Origin of the sequence: Nocardioides humi, assembly GCF_006494775.1 — a bacterium.
Classification (GTDB): Bacteria; Actinomycetota; Actinomycetes; order Propionibacteriales; family Nocardioidaceae; genus Nocardioides; species Nocardioides humi.
In genome coordinates, this window is the sequence record NZ_CP041146.1 from 5,488,626 (window position 1) to 5,510,000 (window position 21,375).

General features: G+C 70.4%; 26 protein-coding genes and 1 tRNA gene. 10 read left to right on the forward strand and 17 right to left on the reverse strand.

The annotated features are described in order from the left end of the window. The first annotated feature begins 24 nt into the window (after nt 1–24). The 7 genes from FIV44_RS26525 to FIV44_RS30890 all read left to right on the forward strand — a co-directional run bounded on the left by FIV44_RS26525 (nt 25) and on the right by FIV44_RS30890 (nt 5,127). On the forward strand, nt 25–831 hold the full coding sequence (locus FIV44_RS26525; RefSeq protein WP_141007068.1) for a DUF5666 domain-containing protein: 807 nt from the start codon (nt 25–27) through the stop codon (nt 829–831). Further along, nucleotides 819–2,558 (forward strand): efflux RND transporter periplasmic adaptor subunit, encoded by a 1,740-nt coding sequence (locus FIV44_RS26530; RefSeq protein WP_141007069.1) that lies wholly within the window; start codon nt 819–821, stop codon nt 2,556–2,558. The genes FIV44_RS26525 and FIV44_RS26530 overlap by 13 nt, the downstream gene beginning before the upstream one ends. Before the next feature lie 400 nt (nt 2,559–2,958). Next, nucleotides 2,959–3,609: a phosphotransferase family protein gene (locus FIV44_RS34240; RefSeq protein ID WP_219996569.1), complete on the forward strand. Its 651-nt coding sequence runs from the start codon at nt 2,959–2,961 to the stop codon at nt 3,607–3,609. A gap of 158 nt (nt 3,610–3,767) precedes the next feature. After that, nucleotides 3,768–3,844, forward strand: a tRNA-Met gene (locus FIV44_RS26540). A gap of 41 nt (nt 3,845–3,885) precedes the next feature. Further along, the gene (locus FIV44_RS26545; protein ID WP_181410853.1) at nt 3,886–4,491 is read left to right on the forward strand and encodes a DUF4145 domain-containing protein; all 606 of its coding nucleotides are present in this window, start codon (nt 3,886–3,888) and stop codon (nt 4,489–4,491) included. Nucleotides 4,492–4,600: 109 nt separating this feature from the next. After that, nucleotides 4,601–4,912, forward strand: coding sequence for a hypothetical protein (locus tag FIV44_RS26550; RefSeq protein ID WP_141007071.1), 312 nt, complete (start codon nt 4,601–4,603; stop codon nt 4,910–4,912). Nucleotides 4,913–4,962: 50 nt separating this feature from the next. Beyond that, a complete protein-coding gene (locus tag FIV44_RS30890; RefSeq protein ID WP_181410854.1) occupies nt 4,963–5,127 on the forward strand; it encodes a hypothetical protein in 165 nt (54 codons plus the stop codon). 390 nt (nt 5,128–5,517) lie between these two features. On the opposite strand, the gene FIV44_RS26555 is transcribed toward FIV44_RS30890, so the two are convergent. Next, complete coding sequence (locus tag FIV44_RS26555; protein WP_141007072.1) at nt 5,518–5,784, reverse strand: hypothetical protein; 267 nt, start codon at nt 5,782–5,784, stop codon at nt 5,518–5,520. A gap of 58 nt (nt 5,785–5,842) precedes the next feature. On the opposite strand from FIV44_RS26555, the gene FIV44_RS26560 reads away from it, so the two are divergent. Further along, the gene (locus FIV44_RS26560; RefSeq protein WP_141007073.1) at nt 5,843–6,067 is read left to right on the forward strand and encodes a helix-turn-helix domain-containing protein; all 225 of its coding nucleotides are present in this window, start codon (nt 5,843–5,845) and stop codon (nt 6,065–6,067) included. A 7-nt stretch (nt 6,068–6,074) separates the two neighbouring features. Here FIV44_RS26560 and FIV44_RS26565 read toward each other — a convergent pair whose 3' ends face one another. From FIV44_RS26565 to FIV44_RS26625, 14 genes are all read right to left on the reverse strand, one after another. Continuing rightward, nucleotides 6,075–7,271 (reverse strand): tyrosine-type recombinase/integrase, encoded by a 1,197-nt coding sequence (locus tag FIV44_RS26565; RefSeq protein ID WP_141007074.1) that lies wholly within the window; start codon nt 7,269–7,271, stop codon nt 6,075–6,077. Further along, entirely contained in the window at nt 7,252–7,572 is a 321-nt protein-coding gene (locus tag FIV44_RS26570; protein WP_141007075.1) for a hypothetical protein, read from the reverse strand. Before FIV44_RS26570 ends, FIV44_RS26565 begins: the two co-directional genes overlap by 20 nt. Continuing rightward, nucleotides 7,569–8,225, reverse strand: coding sequence for a recombinase family protein (locus tag FIV44_RS30895; RefSeq protein WP_181410855.1), 657 nt, complete (start codon nt 8,223–8,225; stop codon nt 7,569–7,571). Before FIV44_RS30895 ends, FIV44_RS26570 begins: the two co-directional genes overlap by 4 nt. Before the next feature lie 196 nt (nt 8,226–8,421). Continuing rightward, nucleotides 8,422–9,189 (reverse strand): hypothetical protein, encoded by a 768-nt coding sequence (locus FIV44_RS30900; RefSeq protein ID WP_181410856.1) that lies wholly within the window; start codon nt 9,187–9,189, stop codon nt 8,422–8,424. A gap of 170 nt (nt 9,190–9,359) precedes the next feature. Next, the gene (locus tag FIV44_RS26580) at nt 9,360–10,697 is read right to left on the reverse strand and encodes an AAA family ATPase (protein ID WP_141007077.1); all 1,338 of its coding nucleotides are present in this window, start codon (nt 10,695–10,697) and stop codon (nt 9,360–9,362) included. Between the two features lie 64 nt (nt 10,698–10,761). Next, on the reverse strand, nt 10,762–10,953 hold the full coding sequence (locus FIV44_RS26585) for a hypothetical protein (protein ID WP_141007078.1): 192 nt from the start codon (nt 10,951–10,953) through the stop codon (nt 10,762–10,764). Between the two features lie 246 nt (nt 10,954–11,199). Further along, nucleotides 11,200–11,955 carry a hypothetical protein gene (locus FIV44_RS26590; protein WP_141007079.1) on the reverse strand — a complete coding sequence of 252 codons (756 nt, stop codon included), beginning with the start codon at nt 11,953–11,955 and terminating at the stop codon, nt 11,200–11,202. Nucleotide 11,956: 1 nt separating this feature from the next. Beyond that, nucleotides 11,957–12,166: a hypothetical protein gene (locus FIV44_RS26595; RefSeq protein WP_141007080.1), complete on the reverse strand. Its 210-nt coding sequence runs from the start codon at nt 12,164–12,166 to the stop codon at nt 11,957–11,959. A gap of 135 nt (nt 12,167–12,301) precedes the next feature. Continuing rightward, entirely contained in the window at nt 12,302–12,499 is a 198-nt protein-coding gene (locus tag FIV44_RS26600) for a helix-turn-helix domain-containing protein (RefSeq protein WP_141007081.1), read from the reverse strand. A gap of 1 nt (nt 12,500) precedes the next feature. Next, nucleotides 12,501–12,947: a hypothetical protein gene (locus tag FIV44_RS26605; RefSeq protein ID WP_141007082.1), complete on the reverse strand. Its 447-nt coding sequence runs from the start codon at nt 12,945–12,947 to the stop codon at nt 12,501–12,503. A gap of 2 nt (nt 12,948–12,949) precedes the next feature. After that, a complete protein-coding gene (locus tag FIV44_RS26610; RefSeq protein WP_141007083.1) occupies nt 12,950–14,047 on the reverse strand; it encodes a hypothetical protein in 1,098 nt (365 codons plus the stop codon). Between the two features lie 211 nt (nt 14,048–14,258). Next, nucleotides 14,259–14,441: a helix-turn-helix domain-containing protein gene (locus FIV44_RS26615; RefSeq protein ID WP_141007084.1), complete on the reverse strand. Its 183-nt coding sequence runs from the start codon at nt 14,439–14,441 to the stop codon at nt 14,259–14,261. 342 nt (nt 14,442–14,783) lie between these two features. Further along, nucleotides 14,784–15,530, reverse strand: a complete 747-nt coding sequence (locus FIV44_RS26620) for a PIG-L deacetylase family protein (protein ID WP_141007085.1) — start codon at nt 15,528–15,530, stop codon at nt 14,784–14,786. Nucleotides 15,531–15,542: 12 nt separating this feature from the next. Continuing rightward, nucleotides 15,543–16,283, reverse strand: a complete 741-nt coding sequence (locus FIV44_RS26625; protein WP_141007086.1) for a DUF72 domain-containing protein — start codon at nt 16,281–16,283, stop codon at nt 15,543–15,545. 41 nt (nt 16,284–16,324) lie between these two features. Between FIV44_RS26625 and FIV44_RS26630 the strand changes: the two genes are divergently transcribed. Further along, entirely contained in the window at nt 16,325–17,380 is a 1,056-nt protein-coding gene (locus tag FIV44_RS26630) for a DNA adenine methylase (protein WP_141007087.1), read from the forward strand. A 16-nt stretch (nt 17,381–17,396) separates the two neighbouring features. Here FIV44_RS26630 and FIV44_RS26635 read toward each other — a convergent pair whose 3' ends face one another. Further along, the gene (locus FIV44_RS26635; RefSeq protein ID WP_141007088.1) at nt 17,397–18,362 is read right to left on the reverse strand and encodes a protein kinase family protein; all 966 of its coding nucleotides are present in this window, start codon (nt 18,360–18,362) and stop codon (nt 17,397–17,399) included. Between the two features lie 11 nt (nt 18,363–18,373). Continuing rightward, nucleotides 18,374–19,687, reverse strand: coding sequence for a serine/threonine-protein kinase (locus FIV44_RS26640; RefSeq protein WP_141007089.1), 1,314 nt, complete (start codon nt 19,685–19,687; stop codon nt 18,374–18,376). A gap of 115 nt (nt 19,688–19,802) precedes the next feature. Here FIV44_RS26640 and tyrS point away from each other — a divergent pair, with 115 nt between their 5' ends. Then, a complete protein-coding gene (tyrS, locus tag FIV44_RS26645; protein WP_141007090.1) occupies nt 19,803–21,074 on the forward strand; it encodes a tyrosine--tRNA ligase in 1,272 nt (423 codons plus the stop codon). The last annotated feature ends 301 nt before the right edge of the window (nt 21,075–21,375 follow it).

Below are 21,375 nucleotides of genomic sequence, written 5' to 3' on the forward strand. Positions count from 1 at the left end.
CCGTCCCACGACCCAGGAGCACCCATGTCCCTTCTCCTCCTCCGGCCCCTCGCGGCCGGCGCCGCCCTCGCCGTCCTGCTCACCGGCTGCGGCGACGACGAGCCGGCGACCGTCGCCTCCGGCACCGAGGGCGCCCCGAACGCCGCCGACGGCGGTGGTCCCGGTGGCGCTGACGGCGCCGGCGGTCCGGGCGGCATGCCCGGCACCTTCGGGCAGATCGCCGCCGTCGACGGCAACGTGCTCCAGGTCCGCAGCCAGGACGCGGGCCAGACCGCCGTCACCGTCACCGACAGCACCACCGTCACCGACCAGGTCGCCGGCACCCTCGCCGACGTCGAGGTCGGCACCTGCGTCGTCGTCCGCACCGACGACACCGGTACGTCGACCGACGAGGTCGCCGCGACCTCGGTGTCCGTGAGCGCCGGCGCGGACGGCTGCACCGGCGGCTTCGGCGGCGGCCCCGGCGGCGGTGGCGCCGGGGGAGGGGGAGGCGGCGAGCGCCCCAGCGGGATGCCCACGGACCTGCCCACGGACCTGCCCACCGACCGGCCCTCGGGCATGCCGGACGGCGGCGGCCGCCCCGGCGGCCTCGGCGTGATGGGCGAGGTCACGGCCGTCACCGACGCCGGCTTCGTCGTCGAGGGCAGGGACGGCGACGTCACCGTCACGGTCGGCGCCGCGACGACCTACACGCACCAGGTCGACGCCGATGCCACCGCCCTCACCCAGGGCCGCTGCGTCCGGGTGCAGGGCGACGCGGACGACGCCGGCGCGGTGACCGCGACGGCGATCCAGGTCAGCGACGCGGTGGACGACCAGTGCGGGCGCTGAGGCTGTCGCGGCCGCCCCGCCGCCTCGTCGTACCGCTGGCGGTCCTGGCGATCGCCGGGACCGGCTTCGCGGCGTACGGCGCCACCGGCGACGACGCGGTCCGGTACCGCACGGTCCAGGCGGCCGTGGGTGACGTCGAGCAGGTCCTCGACCTGTCCGGCGTGATCGGTGCGACCGGCCGCGCCGACCTCGCGTTCGGGACGTCCGGCGAGGTGAGCCGGGTGCCCGTCGCCGTCGGCGACCAGGTCGCGCAGGGCGACGTCGTCGCGGTCCTCGACCGGGCATCGCTGCGTGCGGCCGTCGACCAGGCGCAGGCCGACCTCGCCGCCGCGAAGGCCCAGCTCGCCGAGGACCGCGACGCCCAGACCACCGCGGTCGCCAGCGCCGCCACGACCTCCTCGAGCGGGTCGGCCGCCACGGGACAGGCGAAGACCAAGACCGAGACCAAGACCGAGACGAAGGCGAAGGACCCGTCCACGCCGGCGCCCGACCTCGCCGCGCTCACCGCCCAGCAGGACGCCGTCCTCGCGGCCCAGTCGGCGGCGAGTGCGGCGCTGGAGAAGTCGGCCGCCGCGCTGACGGCTCAGCAGGAGGTCTGCGCCGCAGCGCCGACCCCGGCGGACGACGCCGAGAGCACCGAGCCCGCTGACGCCGGCGTCGACGACGCCTGCGCCCAGGCCCTCGCGGCCGTCCAGTCCGCCCAGGCGGCCACGGCCGACGCCCAGGCCGCGCTCCAGACCGCGCTGACGACGCTGGGCACGACGCTCACCGCGGCCCTCGGCGACGTCGCCGCCGCCGACACGGGCGGCGACACGGGTGGCGACACGGGCGGGGACACGGGCGGGAGCGACGCCGCGCCCGCCGCGACGCCCACGCCGTCCTCCGGCGCCTCGGACGGCTCCAGCAGCTCCAGCAGCTCCAGCGGCTCGGGCGGATCGGGTGGGGCCTCGTCCGGCGGCGCCGGCCGGACCGTCACCGCCGCGACCCTGGCCGACGACCAGGCCGCGATCGACCGCGCCCGCTCCGAGCTCGCCTCGGCCCGCGCGGACCTGCGCGCGGCGGTCGTGCGGGCTCCCGCCGACGGCACGGTCGCGGCGCTGTCCGTCGCCGTGGGCGACGACGTGAGCGCGGGCGGCACGGTCGCCGTCGTGGTCGCCCCCGGCGTCACCACCGTCGCGGTGGAGGTGGGGGAGTCCCAGGCGGCGCAGCTGGCGACCGGCACGGCCGTCTCCGTCACGCCCGCCGGCGCCGCCGACGCGCTGCCCGGCGTGATCAGCCGGGTCGCCCACGTGCCGACCAGCACGACCAGCGACAGCGGCGGCGCCGGGGGCGGCAGCTCCGATCCGACGTACGCCGTCGAGGTGACCCTCGACCAGCGCGACCTGGCCCTGCCCGACGGGCTCCCTGCGGCCGTCGAGGTCGTGGTCGGGCGCGCCGAGGACGCTGTCACGCTGCCCGCCTCCGCCGTCAGCGACGGCACGGTGACGACCCTGGTCGACGGCCGGACGCGACGGGTCCGGGTCACGACCGGCATCGTCGGCAGCACCGAGGTCGAGGTGCTCGACGGCGTGGAGGCCGGGACCGACGTGGTGCTCGCCGACCTCGACGCCAACCTCCCCAGCGGCGACTCGCAGGACCAGGGCCCGGGCGGCGGGTTCGGCGGCGGTGGCTTCGGTGGGGGCGGGAGCCCGATGGGGCCGCCCGGCGGCGTGACGATCCGCCGGTGAGCGCCTCCGCACGGAAACCGGTGGCGCGGACAGGCCCCGCGGGGTGACGCTGCGGGGGTGAGCACGGGCACGTGGACGAGCGCGGTGTGGGCGACGGAGGAGTTCCGCGCCGAGCTGTGCGCGTTCCTGAGCGCCGCGGTCGGCGTCCCCGACCACGTCGAGGTGGTCGCCCACCGGCCGTGGTCGGCGGTGTGGCGGGTGCGGGCGGCCGGCCGGTCGTCGTACGCCAAGCAGAACTGCCCGGGCCAGGCCCACGAGCCGCGGCTGATGACCGTCCTGGCGAGGGTCGCCCCGGAGCGCGTCGTCCCCGTCCTCGCGGCCGACGCGGACCGCGACCTGCTGCTCACCGCCGACCTCGGCCCGACCGTCCACGCACGCGAGGGGCGGCGAACCCCGCGACCTGGGCGCGGATCGCCGCCGACGCCGCCCTCCTCCAGCGCAGGGCCGTCGACGCGGTCGCCGACCTCGGCCTCACCGTGCTCGCCCCCGCCGACGCCACGACGTACGTCGCCGACGCCGTCGGCCGCCTCGCCGCCCTCGCCCCGGCGACCCGCGCCGCCTCGCGCCCGAGGTCGCCGTCCTGCTGGAGGCGCTGCTGCCCACCGTCGAGCGCTGGGCGGACGAGGTCGAGGACCTCGACCTCCCGCTCACCCTGCTCCACAACGACCTGCACGCCGGGAACGTCGTCCGCGCCCCCGACGGCGGCCTGCGCTTCTTCGACTTCGGCGACGCCGTCCTCGGCGCCCCCCTCGCCGGCCTCCTCGTCCCCCTCGCCACCGCCCGCCAGGCCCTGGACCTGCCGGCCGACGACCCCGCCCTGTGGCGGATCGCCGACGCCGCCCTCGAGGTCTGGTCCGACCTCGTCCCGCTCGACGCGCTGCGCGCCGCCCTCCCCGCCGCGCTCCAGCTCGGTCGGCTCGCGCGCGTCGAGTCCTGGCGCCGCTGCGTCGCCACGATGACCCCCGACGAGCGCGCGGACCTCGGCTCCGCCCCGCCGCCTGGCTGGCCACACTGCTCGACCCCGCACCGCTGGGCCGGGCCGCCCCACTAGGGTGAGGCGCGCGGGCCGGTAGCTCAGTCGGTCAGAGCAGAGGACTCATAACGTTCAGGCCCTAGGCGAGAATCCGCAGGTCAGCTGCAGGATCGCCTCGGCACGGACCCCGTTCGGACCCCTGCCGATCCGCGCTCGATAGGCTGCGAACGCGACACGGGGCAGTACCTCAGTTGGTTAGAGGAGAGAACTCATAATTCTTTGGTCGTCGGTTCGAGTCCGACCTGCCCTACCAATCCGCGACGATGTGTCGGCCGTGCGCCCTATCGTCGGGGCGTGACTTCGTTCATCTGCCCTCACTGCAAGGCGTTCAGCACGTTCTCGGTTGTATGGCTCGACAACAGCAGGCAAGCTGGCCCGACGTCCTCAACTCGGCACGGCGCGAGTCGATGCAACAACCCGTCGTGCAGCAAGGTGATCGGTGGCTACGTCCACCAGAGCAGTGGCGAGGTCAACGACTGGTGGCCGAGGCACGTCGGTGGGAAGGAGTTCCCGGACGTGCCTGAGCACATCGCCTCCACCGCTGACGAGGCTCATCAATCACTCAGTATCGGCGCCCATCGCGGCGCGATCGCACTGGCCCGTGCTGTCGTCGAGGCAACTGCGAAGGATCACGGGATCACCAAGGGCATGCTCGACAAGAAGATTGATGAGATGGCGAAGCAGGGCGTCATCTCCGACGCCATGAAGGATGCCGCTCACGAGATCCGGTTCGCCGGTAACGAGGTCGCTCACGCGGACTTGGCCGAGGAACCGATCACCAAGGAGGACGCGGAGGAGGTCCTGGCCCTGATGGACGCGATCCTGACCCGCGTCTACCAGGAGCCCGCCCAAGTTGCTCGGGTCCGCCAGCGCAGAGAGGAACGTCGCGGCGGCGAGTAGGTCCTGGCACAGCCGACCTGCGGAATGAAGAACCTGCCCAACGGCAGGCGTACGGTTCGCCGCTCCTCGGCTTCTGCAAGGGGAGCCGACGACCGAAGGAGGGGCTGCTATGCCCGAGACCAGCAACCGAGTTCGCCACGCTGTGAGCCGCTCGACCGGGGCTACGACCTGGACCCGCAAGGACGGGGACGAGTGGCGGACGACCTGCCTCAACCACGGGTCGGAGACGACCGCGACGAGCCGGGGTCCGGCTTGGAAGAATGGTTCGACCCCGGCGAACTTCTGCCCGAAGTGCAAGGCGATCGTCGCGGGCAAGGCCGACAAGATCACCGGCGACCGGCTTGACCTGCCGACCGCCAAGAAGACGGCGGCGAAGACGCCGACCGCCAAGGCCACCCCCACCCGGAAGGCGGCGAAGTGATGCTCTCCGTCATCCACTCGCCAGGCGATCCGAGGGTGCCGCGTTGCAGCGTGTGCGGCGCTGACTCGACGTGGGTCGAGCACGAGGACGAGTTCTGGATGCTCGGGGAGGACGACACGAGCGAAGGAACGTTCTTCTGCGACGCGCACAGGCCCTACTCCGACAAGTTCTCTGACCGCTTCATCGAGCCGGTCGAGGACGACCCCGACAACTGACCAACCCCGCTCGCAAGGTCGGCCCCCCGCCGCGGTCGGCCTTGCAGCACATCGCGGCTCGCCCGCAATCGCCCGTTTGCTGGGCTCGCGACGTTCGCCCGGACTCGCCCCCAGCCGGGAGGCTCGCGCCCAGCCTCAGCCCCATACGCGGACGCTCGCCTGGGCTCGCCGGGGTCGTACCGGCTCGCTCGGGTGTGCTCGCTGGGCCGTAGCCGGATCGTCGGGCGGAGGGGTGGGGGTCGGGGCGGTCGTCAGGCCGTCGAGCCGCGAGGGCCCTCTTGCGCGGCGTGATCAATCTCAGCCTAGAGTTGGAGAACTTCTTCAGGAGTTGTGCAGTCTGCGAACAACTCGGCGTACGGGTCGTCCTCATCAGGCTCCATGAACCGATCGTCAAACTTGCCCATCGTCGTCCCTCTGAAGGATCCAGACCTTCACTGAGCGCGGGTGATCGCGCCGGACACGCCCCTGGGCGGTGAGCGCTCGGACCGTCTCGGTCCGAATGTTCTTGGCCTGCGACTCTGTCAGATCGTAGGTGTCCATCAACCACGGGTGCAGTGGAGTGTGCGTCACCAGCATGCCGGTCTCGTCGTCCTTGCCAGCGTTCGCCCGCAAATGCTCGTAGACCGGCTCAACGAAGTCAGTGACCTTGGTCGCCATCCTTGGATGCTACTCATAGTCCGTCGACTCATCGACGTCATTTCGCGATGTTCTTCGGGTGCCCACTCCCGACCATCGCCGTTCCGAGCGGCGGCGTGACTTCGGGGCACGAGTGCGCGCACTGAGAAAGCCGCTCGGCTTGTCACAGGAGCAACTCGGTCAAGTCGCTGGCCTCGACCGGACGTACATCGGCAGCGTCGAGCGCGGAGAACGCAACATCAGTCTCGACAACATCTGGGTTCTGGCCGATGCGCTCGGTGTCCACCCGAGCGAGTTGTTCTGACTGGGCGCTACGCGAGTTGGGTAACGCTCGCCTTGCCCGTGGTCGATGGAGGCGCGGCGACCGTGTCCATGAAGTTGGCGGTGTCGGTGTCGAACACGTGGGCGTAGATCGCCTGCGTCACGACGACGTTCCGATGCCCCAACTGCTTGCTGATGTGCTCGATCGGCACTCCCGCCGATTGGAGGATCGACGCGCACGTATGACGCAGGTCGTGAAGCCTCATGCGCTCGGGCAGCCCAGCCGCCGCGAGCGCTGGCTTGAAGTGCCGCTTGTAGAACGCGTCTCGGTCCCACGGGCGTGACCAGTCGAGCCCACCTTTGCCGCCCTTGAACCGCTGCGCGTCGTGGATCTTCCGACCGGGCCACAGTGGCGCGGAGGGCTCCTTGCGGTTCGGGTGAGCGCCCAGATAGGCCGCTAGGTCGAGCGCCAGCCATTCGGGCAGACGCACGCGGCGGCTCGTGCTGTTCTTCGTGCTGCTGACCTCCCATCCGCCCCTCACCTTGGAACGCGTGCGTCGTACGTGGAGGACTCGCCGCATCGTGTCGACGTCGTCGATGTTTAGCCCGCTGACCTCGCTCGCCCGGAGGCCGGTGTAGGCCATGAACGTCACCATCAGCGCGTACGGAGTTGTCGGGTCTTGCTCGGCCATCGCCGCGGCAAGCTTGGCGACCTCGCCGGGTGTGAGGAACACGGCTTCCGGCTTGATCCGGCCCAGCGCCTTGTCGGTCGGCAACTCAACACCGGTCGCAGGATTGAGCGGGATCGCCTTGCGCTTGACCGCGTACTTGAGGACACCCGAGACGACGAGCCAGTGGTGACGGACCGTCGCCGGGGTCAGGTTCCGCTCGCTCTGGATGCGGTCGAGGTACTCCTGTACGTCAACGGTATTGATCTGGTCGACCCGCGTGGATCCGAACTCGGGGAGCACGCTGCTCTTAAGGATGCCGTTGATCTTGCGGAGGTACGCTGCGCTGACCTTGCCCTCCTTGCTCTTGGTGAACTTCGCTGCCCACTCTCGAAACGACTCCTTGCCCTGTTGTGGGTCGTGCTCGCGCTCGACGGTCACCTTGCGCCGGTGAGACTCGGCGGACTTCTTCGTGACGAACCGCTTCTTGCGGCTGTGTCGCTTGCCGTCAGCGTCGTACCAACTCCACCGCACCTCATACGGCTTGGGGCGGCTGTGGTCAGTCGTCAGTGTTGCCATTCTTCCTCTCCTTCATGATCTGATCGCGCCACGTCGTGGCTTCCTCGGCGGTGTCGAACCTGCCGCTGTGGCGCTCGCCGTCGAACCGGAACGAGATCACCCACTCGCCGCACACCAGCCGACGCGGCTTGACCGTCTTGGCCTTCCGCGTGCCCTTCTGGCCTTCCGGCATCCCGAGGGTGACCTGCTTGGTCCGCTCGTGGCTGAGTCGGCGTGCGAGCCGGTCAAGCTCGGTGCTCTCGTGGTCTCCCCACCCCACCGGAACAGGGGTGCGGCTGCTCGGCAGGTCCCATGCGCTCACGACGCCGCCTCCGCTCGCTCGTCCTCGGCACGGCGGAGCACCCGGAGAACGGTCGAGTGCGACCAACGCGCACCGCCGCCAGGGCTCGGAACCCCGCGCTCGTTGAGGGTCTGAGCGATCGCACGCGCACTCATGCCCTTTTGGTCGAGGTCGGCGAGCATGTGCACGGTCATGCCCGGAAGGTCGGCTGCTGGCCGGCCCGGCACCTTGCCCTTGAGCCGAGCAGCGGCGAGCCCTTCCTTGGTGCGCTGGCTGATCCGCTCGCGCTCGTCCTCGGCGATGACCTGCTCCATGTTGGTCATGAGGTTGTCGCTCTTGCTCAGGCTCGACTTGCCGTTGGTGTCGAGGATCGGCCAGCCCGCTGCACGTGAGCGCTCGAGAAGTTGCTGGCCGTCGATGAGCGAGCGCGTGGCCCTGTCCCACCGCAGGATCAGCAGTCCATCGGCCAGCCCGGTCTCCACGAGCCGGATCGCTGCCTCACGACCGTGCAGCCGGTCAGTCCTCCGGCTGGTCATCACGTCGGGGATCACGGCGATGAGTTCGTGCCCGTGTTGCCCGGCCCAGCCGTGTTGCAACGCTCGCTGCGCGTCGAGGCCGTGCCCTTCCTCGGCTTGCTTCCGGGTGCTGACCCGGATGTATCCCACCAGTCTCATTGGTGCCTTCCTTCCTGCTGTCGCCCCGGAGCGGATCGGAAACGGGCGAAGCCGCTCCGGAGCGTCGGAGGCGCGACCGTACGGTGAGGCAGTTGGGCAACGCTGCTTGCTGAGGTCACTTGCGGTTTGCGGGCCCTGCGGACCTGGGGTGGGGGTCGGCCCAGCCGCTCGACCCCGCAGCCGCGTACGCCCCACCTCAGGACGCGGGCGGGCGGTCGTACGGCCACGCGAGCGGGTCGCCGCCGTACTCACTCGGCCCGCTCGTCGGCGGGATGCCCGGGAGGATCGAGTCCTCCACGACCGTCGCCTCACCACGCACCGTCTGCGAGTGCCGGAAGTTCGGTCGTCGCTCGTACTCCGCCGCGTCCTCAGAGTCGTACTCGCGCCAAGCTTCTGCACGCGCATTGCTCTGCGCCTGGGCGACGTCCTCCCACGTCGGCTCGTGGCCCCCACCCCCACCAGAAGGGAGGCCGCTCGGCTCGTCGTACTCAATCGCGCCACGGTCGAACTGCTCAGCGCTCGCGGCTTCCATCAGGTGGTCCCACTTGCTCACGCCGACCTCAAGCTTGGCGCCAGGACCATGACCCGTCCTGTCGAGAATCCCCAACGCCGCACGGACCTTGGTCGAGTCGTCGGCGTTCTTGTCCGTGAGCACCTTGTGGAGCGCGGCAAGCGCCGGATCGACCAACTCCAGCAGCCGCTCCTTGGCCTTGCGCTTGTGGTCCGGGTGATTCCCACCGTGCTTCACGCAGACCAGCGAGCCGATGCGTGGCTTCATGCCGCATGGCTTCCCGGCATTGGGACCGTGCTTGGTGTGGGCGTTGCAGCCCTCATGGAGGAGCCCACACTTCTCACAGGTGGGACGGTTCGCGGGCCCAGCGGCACTTTCACGCTCCGCCATGCTGCTCGCCCCAGCCCTCGGCTTCTTCCCAATGGGGCTTCTAGCCGCCTTCTTCCTGTCCATTCCTCGGCCTCCTATCTCGTCGCTTCAGTCGCCGTCGCGGGGACTGCGGGTGCGCGGCGTCCCCGACGAGTCCCCGCTACCGCACTCCCCGTAGGGGTGCGGGGACTCGGGGACTCGCCCGCAGTGGCCGCTGCGGGTACTCGTGCGGGTACTTGCGGGGACTCGGGGACTCACGGTTTCGCCCCACGACCGCCAGCACAACCAGCACGCTTCTTGGTGAAGTCGGCCACCTGAGCGGGCGACTTCCTGACGCAGGAGGGGTGGGGGCAAGGACGCTCCACGCCTCCGTCTCCGATCCACCAGACCTTGGCGTTGCGAGCGCCGTGCGTATGGTGGATGCGCTTCTGGTCGTCCAACTCGCGCAACGCGGCGCTGACCAGACCCTTCTTGCTCGTGTCGCCCAACGCTTGCTCGATCGCGCCGACCTGTCGTGCCTTCTCCGGGGTGTCGGTCGGCAACTCGGTTAGGTGCTTGATCGCCTTGTCCTTGTAGGCGTCGATCTCTGTTCGCCGCTGGGCGCTCGCGCCGGACTTCTCCTCGCCGAATGCCAGTCGCCGCGTCGTCCAGTCAAAGGTGACGCTGAACTCGGGATAGTCCACGTCGCGACCGCTCGCATTGAGGAAGCGCTCGTCATTGCTCGACGTGTAGGTCCAGAACGCATCGACGTTGTCCATGAGCGCCGTAGCGCCACGAGCCCGCGCTTGCGACTTGGAGCCGTTGCCCTCGCCGGTGCCCTGCTGCGCGGTCCAGACGACCGCTCTGACTCCGGCCCGGCGAGCGATCCACTGCACGCGCCGGAAGAAGTCGCCCGCGCCGGTGTTGTCGTTCTCTTCCAGACCGTTGAGCGCGGCCTGCCAGGTGTCGATGATCCAGACCTTGACGTTGCGCTCCTGCAACCACTCGACCGCCCATTCAGCGTCGTGGTCGCGCATCATGTCGACGTGGTAGCCGCGCAGATGCAACAGGCTCACGCGCTTGGTGTTCTTGATGCCGTGCTCGTCGGCCCACTCGCGCCACTGCCAGTCAGGCAGTTCGTAGTTCCAGACCCCGACGACGCCGCCAACGTCGCCGACCTTGAACTGATCGAGGAAGGGCTGCCGGTCTGCCAGCGACCGCACCAGGTTCAGCAGAAGCGTGGTCTTGCCGACCTTGTAGCGAGCGATGATGGCGAGCGTCTGACCGTCCCAGAGGATCGTTCCCTCGCGCTCGTCGCGGTCGGTGTCGTGAAGGATCGGCAGCCGCGTCGTGCGGTCGGGCTGCCTCAGTTCCTCTGCGAGCGTGCGGAATGTCGGCGGCGGATCGAACTGCTGCTGCTCGTACAGGTCCCGCGCCACATCGTTGACGGCCATGCGCTTGAGTTGGCTGAACACCGCCTCCGGATTGAGGTGCAGGACAAGGTCGTCGTCGCTCGACTCGCTGATCAGACGCCCCAACGCACTAGAGAGCTTGCCCTTGACAGCCGCAAGGTCATGGGCAGCGGCAGGATCGCCGCCAGAACTAGGCTTCATCACGAAGTCCTTTCATTGAGGACCCCGGCTCGGTCGTCCTCATCGCCGGGGTCCTCGTCGTTGGTCAGGCCTCGGCGTTCGAGCCGTCGCACATGTCGCAGATCGGTCGTCCCGCAGCGTTGACCGCAACTCCGCCACAATCAGGTGGCAGCAGCGTCGAGCCGCAGTCGGCGCAGCCGGGATCGTCCTCCGGGTTGTCCAGCAGCCAGTTCATGAACGCGATGAGGTCGCCCTCGATCAGTTGCTTCCTCCACATGGCAGGCTCCTTCTCTTGTTCGGCTGGCAGGCCTTGTTTGAGGGAGCGGACGGGGAAGGCCTGCCAGCACAAGACCCGTCCGCTCCCGGCTCTCTACCGGCGGCGCCGCCCGTCCGGTCGCTCCTGCATCAGTCGTTGGAGGTCGGTGTTGCGAACCTCGGCATGCAGTGGGCAGTCGTCGGGTCGTCCGCGCCACGGGCACCCCTTGACCGGGCAACCCTGTTCGCGGCTCGACTCCATCGACTCTCACCGCTCGCCGTCCACGAGCGTCGGACGCCAGTTGCGGATGCCGGGGTCGAACTGCACGACGTATCCGTTGTTGGCGTTGACCCACCCCAACCCCTCCACGCGGGCCAGGCCGTCGTACTCGTCGGCGTCGAGCGACCCCGAGGACCCCACCGAGCCTCCGCCGCCTGGGGCGTACTGGGTTGCCGCTCTTTCGAGGCGGTCGAGGTCGACCACCCGGAAACCGTCAAGCCGTAGGCCAGCGTCGAGAACGTCGGTCACGTCCTTGTGCCTGCGCCGCTTCGGCGTGATGACCGTGATGCGGCGCTGCTCCGCGCCGACCTCGCGGAGGTTCTGGTACCAGCGCCATGCGGAGCGAGCACCTGCCACGTCCTGATCGGCTGCGATCAGCAAGTCGGACCGGCTGTTGAACCTCACGAACCACTCGGCTTGCTCGACACGTGGCCGTACAGGGTTCGTTGCGCTGGTCGAGGTCATGCCGGTGATCCCGGTGAGGTTGTCCGAGTCCTTCTCGCCCTCGCAGATAACGAGCGGGACATCCGCCCTGAGTGCGGCGGCAACCTCCTGAAGCTTGTAGATCACGCGGCCCCACTCGCCTGCATCAGCGGCAGGGATTCCCTTCGTCAGGACGGCCGTGTCGCCCTCCCATCGGAGGAACTTGCCCCAGCGGAAGTCCTTGGGGTCGAGCCGGACCTTGCAGAACCGAAGTCGGCCCTTCTCGTCGGTGTAGTCGTATCGGGTCACGACGCGGCCCATGTCAGGCGTCCTCGGTGGTGAGCGTGCGGGTCATGAACTCGGTGACCTCGATCAGACGGATCACCTGATCCCACGGCACGGTGATGATCCAGCCGGGCCGGTCCACGTCGTTGTCCGGGACTTGCAAGGTGACCGAGTGCTCGCAGGATTCGAGCACCCATCCATAGGCGCCGTCGTCGGTGACGGTCTCCACGCGGACCATGAGGTCCATTGACGAACTAGACTTACGAGCGTGCGACATAGCGATTCCTTTCCACGGGGTTGTGTCGCCAAGGAGCAGCGCGGGTGAGGCGTGAGGGTTTGTCCGATCCCTGAGGAGTCCCCACCCGCGCCGCTGGTCCTTCGGTCAGCCCTCTCCGGGCCAGTAGCGGCTCTCAAGCCACGCATCGACGCTCTCCGGGTTGACCCGGATATGGCCGATCTTGATCGCCTCAATCTCGCCGCGCTCGACGGCGTTCTTGATGACGCGCCACTCGATGCCGTAGTCGTCGGCGGTCTCGCGCATGTTCGGCCACGATGCGGCCTCGCGAGCCTTCTGCTTCATGTCAGGCATTGATCTCTCCCGTCTCGATGAGGACGTCAGGGTTGAGGTGGTTGACGCACGACTGGCACAGGACGAGCGCCGCGAGGTTCCGGCGAATGTTGACCACGGCGACCCCAGCGGGGACACCCAGGACGCGGCAGCGGTCGCACTCGACCTCACGGCGCGGCGCGGTCGCGACGACCTGTCGGGTGATGTCGTGCGGGGTGAGCGCGTGGTCAAGCTCGACCATCCGGCTCATGGATGCGTAGAGCAGGTATGCCCGATCACTCCGCATCCCGACCCACTCGCCGCCCATGAACTCTTCCAGCAGCACGCGCTCGACCTCATCGTCATTCGCCAGTTGCTCGTTGAAGGTCCACGCCTTGTCGACCTCGTTGATGAGCGACAGAACCTGATCGACCTGCGCCCGCTGCCCAGGCGTCAGCGCGGCGGACTCTCCCGGCTGCATCGCTAGTAACCGGCCGGCACTGCATAGGCGGGGTTGGCCGTCACCTGCATGACAGCCGCAGCGCCACGGTGCCGGACACCGGTTCCGAAGCCGCGGAGGAAGGTGGAGTCGATGATCGGGTAGGCGTTGTTGTCACCGCCGAGAAGCTTGAGGCCCTGCAGGTTCGCCTGCGGGTGCTGACGGATGGCCACCGGGTTGAACGCCGAGTTGGGACCACCGGTCGCGACGGCAATCACGTACCCAGCGGGCACCAACGAACTGATCCCGACGAATGCCGGACCATAGGCACCGATCAAAGGGAGGTCTCCGATCTTGGCCGGAGGCGTGTCGCCCACGACGCTCTCGGAGGTCAGCCGGGCCGGTGCGCCGTCTCCAGGAATGAAGTCGTAACTCCCCTCGCCGCCACCCGCCACGCTGCGGAAAGTTCGGATCTGGTTGCCCTCAACTCGGTTGACGAGCAGCACGAGTTGGCCGTTCGTGCCGTCCCCGTAGCCGTGCTCAAGGACAAGCTCCATGAGCGCATCGACTGCGATCTGCCCACCGGCAGCGGAGAGGCTGGCCGTGCCTGATGTGACGTAGTGAGAATGAACCCCGAACGTCTGGCCGTCGTGCTCGGGCGGCACCATCGCGTCGCCGTTCCACAGCGGGTACACCGCGGCCCCCTTCTCGTTGGTGCGGGCCACGTTGTTCAGCAGCGCCGAGAGGACGGCCTGGAACAGCTGCTTGTTGTCAGCCTCCAGGACGCTGTTCGTGATCGCATCGGTCTGCTCACGCGTCGCCGACGCAAGGAACTGCCAGGTGAACCTCGTTGCGGCATCCCTGAACTTGAAGGTGTAGCCGAGTTCCACGCCCTCAACGGTCGGCCGCGACGCCACCGGGATCCCGTACTCGGTCGCATCCTCGAAAGATGCACCGGTGAAGGACTGAAGGACGGCGTCAACCGCGAGCGTCGTCTTGAACGTCAGCAGATTCGACAGCGTGTCGCGACGAGCGTTGAACTCCTTCACGACTTCGGAGTAGTCCGCCCACAGACGGTTGAGGTCGGTACCGTCCCCGAGCCGAGTGAGCAGGTCGCCGGTTGAACTGATTCCACGAGCCATTGGGCCCTCCCTACGAAGTGGTTGACTAGGCAACTAACGCTAGTTCCGTCGGGTCGGCTGCTTCCGAGTTATGTGCGCCGCTCGTGCGAACGGGGTCCTCTGGTCGTCCACACGAACAGCGCGCCGCTATTGAGGTTTCAGGCTGCGGTTGGTCTGAGCACCCACCGACCCGCTGGGACAGGAATCCCCACCCCAGCGAGACGGAAGGCGCTCAGGAGACGGACGCCTCGATGAAGGCAGAGACGTCCTCGGGTCGGAACCGCAGGCGCTGGCTACCGGCCAGGCGCACGGGACGTAGTGCGCCGTCACGAGCGAACTTGCGCACGGTGTACGGGGCGACGCTGAGGATCTCTGCGACCTCGTCAACGGTCAGAAGATGAGCAAGGGCTGCCATGTCGAACCTTCCGGGTGCGGCTCGCGCTCGGCCGCAAGTGATGGGAAGGCATGGCAGCCCTGTGACTTACGCAGGCGACTGTAGCCGAGTGCGGCGGGGTGCCGCTGGTACGGAACCAAGCTGTTGGGCAGCGACCCCGAACGGACCCCGCTCGCGCCGTTTCGGGGTGTTGCTCACTGGGGCGCGGCGTCGCTCGCCGTACCGACGTTTCTGCAGGTCATCGGGCGTGTCGGCACGGAATCCCGCATAGGCACTGGCGATTCGGCAAACCGTGGACGCCTCAGGGCCGGGTACTCATAATCCTTGGGTCGTGGGTTCGAGCCCCACCCGGCCTACTCCGCGTCACTCGCCCCAGCCCATGGGGAACACCTCGAACGGCGCGGCGAACGCGGCGCCCAGCCGCGACCCGGCGGTGCGCGACATGCCCTCCAGGAACTCCCGCGGGTCCCAGTTCTCCCAGCCCAGTCCGTCGATGTACGCCGCGTGCGCCTTCAGCGACTCGACACCGGCGTCGAAGGTGGCGGTCGTGTCGACGGCGTGGGTGGCGTCGGGGGAGCCGAACGCCCACACCGCCCGGACGCCGCTCCACGGCTCGAGCCCGTCGCCGAGCTGGTCGGCGAAGACCCACCGGTTCCCCGCATCCCGTACGGCGTCCACGACCGCGCGCCCGACGGCGATGTGGTCCGCCTGGTTGAGGTTCCGCCCGCCCCAGGTGTCGCGGAAGTTGCCGGTGATCACGATGTCCGGCCGGTGCCGCCGGACCTCGGCGGCGATGACCCGCCGCAGCCCGACGCCGTACTCCAGGACGCCGTCGGGCTGGCGCAGGAAGTCGACGACGTCGACGCCGACGATCTCCGCGGAGCGGACCTGCTCGGTCTCGCGCACCTCCCGGCAGGTGTCGGGGTCGAGGCCGTCGATGCCGGCCTCGCCGCTGGTCACCATGCAGTAGGCGACGGTCTTGCCCTGTCCGGTCCAGCGGGCGACCGCGGCCGCGGCGCCGAACTCCATGTCGTCGGGGTGCGCGACGACGCACAGGGCGCGCTCCCAGTCCTCGTCGAGCGGCTGCAGTGGTGCGGGCTTCTCGGTCATGCACCGAGCATGTCACTCGTCCCCGCCACGGCCCAGCCGCTCGATCAGGGCCACGGCGTCGTGGGGCGCCCGGCCGCGCGCGTCGTTGTCGAAGTAGACGAACACGTCGGCGTCGTTCGACCAGCGCCGGCACTTCCGCGCCCACCGGTCGAGCGAGCGGGCGGCGTACCCGCTGGCGTAGAGCTCGGTGTGCCCGTGCAGCCGCACGTACGCCACGTCGCTGGTGACCACCTCCGCCATCGGCCAGCGCCCGGGCGAGTCGGAGACCACGCAGCCGATCCCGTGCTCGCGCATCTGCGCGAACGCCTCGTCGGCGCAGAAGCTGCGGTGACGGAACTCCACGACGTGCCGCACGTCGGTCGGCAGCAGCCCGTAGAACGAGCCCATCAGGTCGGCGTCGTACGACAGCGACGCGGGGAGCTGCCACAGCACCGGCCCGAGCTTCGGGCCCAGCTCGCGCGCGCCCGAGTCGAAGAAGCGGCCCAGCCCCTCCTCCACGTCCCGCAGCCGCTCGAGGTGGGTGATGAACCGGCTGCCCTTGACCGCGTACACGAAGTCGTCGGGGGCGGCGTCGCGCCACGTCCGGTACGACGACGGCCGCTGCAGCGAGTAGAAGGAGCCGTTGATCTCGATCGACGACATCCGACCGGCCAGGTAGGACAGCTCCTCGCGCTGCACCAGCCCCTTCGGGTAGAAGTCGCCGCGCCAGGAGGCGTACGCCCAGCCCGACGTGCCCACGCGGATGCGACCCATCGACACGCGGTACCCGGGCGGAGGCACCCTAGGCTGCGGTCGTGATCAAGTACCTCGGCTCGAAGCGCACGCTCGTGCCCGTGCTGGGGGAGCTCGCCGTCGCGACGGGGGCCCGCACCGCCGTCGACCTGTTCACCGGTACGACGCGCGTCGCCCAGGAGCTCAAGCGCCGGGGGCTGCACGTGACCGCGGCCGACCTGGCGTCGTACTCGGCGGTGCTGAGCGACTGCTTCGTCGCCACCGACGCCACCGACGTCGACGAGACCGCGCTCGACGCCGAGCTCACGCGCCTCGCGGCCCTGCCGGGCGAGCGGGGCTACGTGACCGCGACCTTCTGCGAGCAGGCGCGCTTCTTCCAGCCGCGCAACGGCCGCCGGATCGACGCGATCCGGGATGCGATCGAGCGCGACCACCCGCCCGGCAGCCCGCTGCGCCCGCTGCTGCTGACCAGCCTGATCCTCGCCGCCGACCGGGTCGACTCGACGACCGGCGTGCAGATGGCCTACCTCAAGCAGTGGGCGCCCCGCTCCCACGCCGACCTCGACCTCCGGCGCCCCGCGCTGCTGTCCGGGCCGGGCCGGACCGTCCACGGCGACGCGATGACCGTGGTCGACGACCTGGCCCCGGTCGACCTCGCGTACGTCGACCCGCCGTACAACCAGCACCGCTACTTCGCGAACTACCACATCTGGGAGACCCTGGTCCGCTGGGACGCACCCGAGCACTACGGCATCGCGTGCAAGCGCGTCGACGTCCGTGAGCGGCGCAGCGTCTTCAACAACCGGCGCGCGATGCCCGGCGCGCTCGCGGACCTGCTCGGCCGGCTGCGCGCCGAGGTCGTGCTGGTCTCCTACAACGACGAGTCCTGGGTGACGCCCGACGAGATGACCCGCTGGCTGCACGACGCCGGCCACGCGCGCGTCGAGGTGCTGGCCTTCGACAGCAAGCGGTACGTCGGCGCGCAGATCGGCATCCACAACGGCGCCGGCGAGCGGGTCGGTCGGGTGGGGCGGCTGCGCAACGTCGAGTACGTCTTCGTCGCCGGCCCCGCCGACCGGGTGGAGGCCGCGGTCCGCACCCGCGATTCCCGGGACTGACCGGGCCTGACCGGGGTCAGCGGGCCGTCGCGTCGGCGATGAGCAGCCGGTCGTCGTCCTGGACGAGGAAGAGCGTGATCTCCTCGGTGCGCGAGCCCCCGCCGGCCAGCCGGTAGCGATAGGTGTAGGTCACCGACATCGCCTCCGGGTCGGCGCTGATGTCGAGGATCTGCGGATCGCGGATGGCGCCCCACACCTCGCGGTAGCGCGGACTGCGCTGCTGGTAGGCCGGCGTCAGCCAGGCGAACCCGGCGGCCGGGTCGCCGCTCGCGGTGACGACGTAGTCGCGGGCGAAGACCTCCAGCTCCGCGGCCGTCGGCGGGGTGGGACTCTCGGACGGCTCGACGGTCGTCGGCTCCTCCTCGGGCTCGGCGCTCGTCGCGCCCGAGGTCTCCGGCCGGGTGCGCGGCGCCTCGTCGTCGCCCCCGGAGAACAGCAGCGCCGCCCCCGCCAGCCCGAGCAGCGCGATCACCGCCACGCCGCCGAGCACCAGCCGCGCGGCACCGATCCGCCGCCGCTCCGCCGGCGGGTCGACCCGGGCGCGCAGGTAGTCGGCCACCTCGGCGGCCGACGGCCGCTCGCGGGGGTCGGCCCGCAGGCCGAGCTCCACCAGCGGCCCCAGCCATCCCGTCGTCCGCGGTACGACGAGCGGCGTGCCGTACGCCTCGGGCGGGTGTCCGGTGGTGACGTGCAGCAGCACGGCCGCCAGCGACCACACGTCGTCGGCCGGCTGCGGCCGCAGGCCCATCGCGAGCTCGGGCGGGGTGAACGACGGGTCCGGCACGGCCACGGTGCGGTCGAGGAGGACGGCGCGGCCGCTCTCGTCGACCTCGATCGCCGCCGGCGAGACCGCGCCGTGCAGGCCGGAGGCGGCGTGGACCGAGGCGAGGGAGTCGGCCACCGGCAGCAGCAGCCGCGCGGCGTCGTCGGGCTCCAGGACGCCGTGCGTACGGACCCGGTGGGCCAGCCGCACGTCGTCCATGGCCCAGAAGGCTACCCAGCCGCGGAGTCGGCGCCGTCGATCAAGAGCACGCCGTCCTGCTCGACCAGCCGCAGGGTGACCCGCTCCGTCACCCGTCCCTTCCCGGGGAGGCCGTAGGAGTAGCGGTAGGTGACGGTCATCGCCGCGGGGTCGGCGGTCACGTCCAGGATCGTCGGGTTGCGCATCGCTCCCCAGAAGTCGGCGTAGCCGGGGCTGGCCGCCTGGTAGGCCGGCGTCAGCATCGCGAACCCCTGCGCCGGGTCGCTGTGCGCGGTGTCGACGTACTCCTGCGCGAACGTGGTCAGCCGGTCCGCCGTCGGCGCGGTGGGCGACGGAGCGGCCGGGCTGCTGGAGGTCGCGGTGGACCGGGCGGCCGGCGTCCCGTCGTCGCCGTCCGGACGGAGGAGCAGCACGGCCACGACGAGCACGACGACGACGGCGGCCGCGGCGGCGACGACGCCGGCCCGGCTCCGGTTCCCGCCCCTGGCGGGCGGTGCAGCCGGGAGCTCGGTGGTCCGCTCCGCCACGACCGCGGTCCCGGCGAGATGATCGCGCACCTCGGCCATCGCCGGCCGGGACTGCGGATCCTTCGCCATCGCCCGCGCGAGCAGCGGTCCCAACCACTCCGCGTCGGGCACGACCGGCGGGTCCTCGTGGGCGATCCGGTAGACCACGGCCAGCGGGCCGTTGTCCCGGTCGTCGCGGTGGTACGGCGGCCGCCCGGTCAGCAGGTGCACGAGCGTCGCTCCCAGGGACCAGACGTCGCTGGCCGGCGTCGCGTGCCCGCCGGTCGCCACCTCGGGCGCCAGGTAGGCGGGGGAGCCGGTCACCAGCCCGGTGCGGGTGAGGGTCGCGTCGTCCGAGCCCCGGGCGATGCCGAAGTCCGTGAGCTTCGCGCCCTCCGGGCCGGCCAGGATGTTCGACGGCTTCACGTCGCGGTGCACGATCCCGAGTGCGTGGGCCTGGGCGAGCGCGTCGGCCACCGGCGCCAGCAGTGCCGCCGCGTCGTCGGGGGAGAGCGGCGCGTCCCGGACGACGGTCGAGAGCGCGCGCCCGTCGACGTACTCCATGACGAGCCAGGCGCCGCCGTCGGTCGTCACCAGGTCGTAGACCGCCACCACGCTCGGGTGCCCCAGCTGCGCGGCCAGTCGGGCCTCGCGCTCCGCACGGACGGCGTCGCTCCCGAGTCCGGACGCGGAGCCGAGGCGCTTGAGCGCGACGCGCCGGCCGAGCACCTCGTCGTACGCCGACCACACCGCGCCGTTCGCGCCGCGCCCGATCTCGCGCTCGAGGGTGTACCGCCCCGCTACCCGTTGACTGGTCATCGTCCTCGCAACGTACCCGCGTCCACCGAGGAGAGCCCAGTGCGCCGTCCGCGAGCCGATGGGGCACCCTTGTGACGGGACCAGCCCACCTCAGACCCGAACGGAGAGGACCGACGTGTCCGTCGACACCACGCTTCTGGACGACCTCGAGTGGCGCGGCCTGCTGGCCGAGTCCACCGACCGCGACGCGCTGCGCACGGCGCTGAGCGAGGGGAGCGTCCGGTTCTACGTGGGCTTCGACCCGACCGCGCCGAGCCTCCACATGGGCAACCTGGTCCAGATCGTCACCGCCATGCGGCTCCAGCGCGCCGGCCACACGCCGTTCGCGCTCGTCGGCGGCGCGACCGGGATGATCGGCGACCCCCGCGACTCCGGCGAGCGGACCCTGAACTCGCTCGACACGGTGCGTGAGTGGACCGACCGGGTGCGCGGCCAGATCGAGCCGTTCCTGTCCTTCGAGGGCGAGAACGCCGCCACCATGGTCAACAACCACGACTGGACCGCGGGCCTGTCGGTCATCGACTTCCTCCGCGACATCGGCAAGCACTTCCCGGTCAACCGGATGCTGGCCCGCGAGACGGTACGCCGCCGGCTCGAGTCCGGCATCAGCTACACCGAGTTCTCCTACGTGCTGCTGCAGTCGATGGACTTCCTGACCCTCTACCGCGAGCGCGGCGTCACCCTGCAGTTCGGCGGCTCCGACCAGTGGGGCAATCTCACCGGCGGCGTCGAGCTGATCCGCCGGGCCGAGGGCGCGACCGCCCACGCCTTCGCCACGCCGCTGATCACGAAGGCGGACGGCACCAAGTACGGCAAGACCGAGGGCGGGGCCCTGTGGCTCGACGCGGAGATGATGCCGCCGTACGCCTTCCACCAGTTCTGGCTCAACGTCGAGGACGAGAAGGTCGGCGAGCTGCTGCGCGTCTTCACCTTCCTCCCGCGCGCGGAGATCGAGGCGCTGGAGGCACGGCACGCGGAGAAGCCGTTCCTGCGCGAGGCGCAGAAGGTGCTGGCCGACGAGGTCACCACGCTCGTGCACGGCGCCGCCGAGACCGAGGGCGCCAAGGCGGCGGCCCAGGCGCTCTTCGGCAGCGGTGACGTCACCGCGCTGTCGGCCGCCACGCTGGAGGCGGCGCTCGGCGAGGCGGGGACGGTCGACGTCGACGGCAGCGCCGGCGTCCCCGACGTCGTCGAGCTGCTCACCCTCACCGGCCTGGCGAAGTCCAAGGGCGAGGCGCGGCGCACCGTCGCCGAGGGCGGCGCGTACGTCAACAACGACCGGGTCGACGACCCCGAGCACGTGCCCGCCGCGAGCGACCTGATCGCCGGGTCCTGGCTGGTCCTGCGGCGCGGGAAGAAGCGGTTCGCGGGCGTGCGCGTGCGCTGACCCGGAGCCTGTGGCCCGGGTCACGTCGCTCCGATTTGTGCTTCGGCGGCGGAGTCCGTAATGTTCTCTTCGTCGCCGGGTGCGGCGGGAAGCAAGACGGCGGTCAGCCGGAGGGCTTCCGGCCCCGCGACCACCACGTCTCGAACTCCTGTTCGGGCGCCGGTCAGAAAAGCAAGCCTTGCGGGTTTGGTACAGACCGGGGTCACGGTCGAGGAAGTCGCGGACTGCATCAGCTCGAGGACGAACCGGCGACGGGGAACCTCGGAGCGTGTGATGTTTGAGAACTCAACAGTGTGTCATG

Bases quoted from the DNA above. Each gene is read 5' to 3' on its own strand.
- FIV44_RS26525 (WP_141007068.1), top strand. From the start codon at position 25: ATGTCCCTTCTCCTCCTCCGGCCCCTCGCGGCCGGCGCCGCCCTCGCC.
- FIV44_RS26550 (WP_141007071.1), top strand. From the start codon at position 4,601: ATGCCCGAGACCAGCAACCGAGTTCGCCACGCTGTGAGCCGCTCGACC.
- FIV44_RS26555 (WP_141007072.1), bottom strand. From the start codon at position 5,784: ATGGCGACCAAGGTCACTGACTTCGTTGAGCCGGTCTACGAGCATTTG.
- FIV44_RS26565 (WP_141007074.1), bottom strand. From the start codon at position 7,271: ATGGCAACACTGACGACTGACCACAGCCGCCCCAAGCCGTATGAGGTG.
- FIV44_RS30895 (WP_181410855.1), bottom strand. From the start codon at position 8,225: ATGAGACTGGTGGGATACATCCGGGTCAGCACCCGGAAGCAAGCCGAG.
- FIV44_RS30900 (WP_181410856.1), bottom strand. From the start codon at position 9,189: ATGGACAGGAAGAAGGCGGCTAGAAGCCCCATTGGGAAGAAGCCGAGG.
- FIV44_RS26580 (WP_141007077.1), bottom strand. From the start codon at position 10,697: ATGAAGCCTAGTTCTGGCGGCGATCCTGCCGCTGCCCATGACCTTGCG.
- FIV44_RS26585 (WP_141007078.1), bottom strand. From the start codon at position 10,953: ATGTGGAGGAAGCAACTGATCGAGGGCGACCTCATCGCGTTCATGAAC.
- FIV44_RS26590 (WP_141007079.1), bottom strand. From the start codon at position 11,955: ATGGGCCGCGTCGTGACCCGATACGACTACACCGACGAGAAGGGCCGA.
- FIV44_RS26595 (WP_141007080.1), bottom strand. From the start codon at position 12,166: ATGGACCTCATGGTCCGCGTGGAGACCGTCACCGACGACGGCGCCTAT.
- FIV44_RS26600 (WP_141007081.1), bottom strand. From the start codon at position 12,499: ATGAAGCAGAAGGCTCGCGAGGCCGCATCGTGGCCGAACATGCGCGAG.
- FIV44_RS26605 (WP_141007082.1), bottom strand. From the start codon at position 12,947: ATGCAGCCGGGAGAGTCCGCCGCGCTGACGCCTGGGCAGCGGGCGCAG.
- FIV44_RS26610 (WP_141007083.1), bottom strand. From the start codon at position 14,047: ATGGCTCGTGGAATCAGTTCAACCGGCGACCTGCTCACTCGGCTCGGG.
- FIV44_RS26615 (WP_141007084.1), bottom strand. From the start codon at position 14,441: ATGGCAGCCCTTGCTCATCTTCTGACCGTTGACGAGGTCGCAGAGATC.
- FIV44_RS26620 (WP_141007085.1), bottom strand. From the start codon at position 15,530: ATGACCGAGAAGCCCGCACCACTGCAGCCGCTCGACGAGGACTGGGAG.
- FIV44_RS26625 (WP_141007086.1), bottom strand. From the start codon at position 16,283: ATGGGTCGCATCCGCGTGGGCACGTCGGGCTGGGCGTACGCCTCCTGG.
- FIV44_RS26635 (WP_141007088.1), bottom strand. From the start codon at position 18,362: ATGGACGACGTGCGGCTGGCCCACCGGGTCCGTACGCACGGCGTCCTG.
- FIV44_RS26640 (WP_141007089.1), bottom strand. From the start codon at position 19,687: ATGACCAGTCAACGGGTAGCGGGGCGGTACACCCTCGAGCGCGAGATC.